The sequence below is a fragment of the Pseudomonas sp. Soil_N_39 genome, assembly GCF_057655955.1.
The window spans coordinates 1-322 of sequence record NZ_JBDGLI010000063.1; the positions used below are offsets into that span (position 1 = coordinate 1).

Genomic DNA, 322 nt, shown 5'->3' on the forward strand with positions numbered 1-322 from the left:
TGCGCGGTGACGGGTTTGCCGTCGGGACCGGTCAGGGTGGCGGTGTAGGTGATGGTGCCGTTTTCGTTCACGGTCGGCGTAGCGGTCAACGTCACGGTGGTGGTGTCGTTGACATCACTGACGATGGTGCTGACCGGAGCGGTGTTCGGCGCGATGGCTTCGAGGTTGCCACCGGATGCATCTTTGATCGATTCGGTGACGGTGGTGGGACCTTGGTACACGTCGTTGCCGACGGCTACATCCAACACGCCCGAGCTTGCACCCGCGGCGATGGTGATGGTCTTGCCGCTTTCCAACGTCACGGTCACCGGGCCGTTTTGCG

General features: G+C 62.7%; 1 protein-coding gene. It reads right to left on the bottom strand.

What is annotated here, in order from left to right; translation table 11 throughout:
- On the bottom strand, positions 1-322 hold a 322-nt coding region (locus AC3A5O_RS28825; protein ID WP_487754026.1), incomplete at both ends, for an immunoglobulin-like domain-containing protein.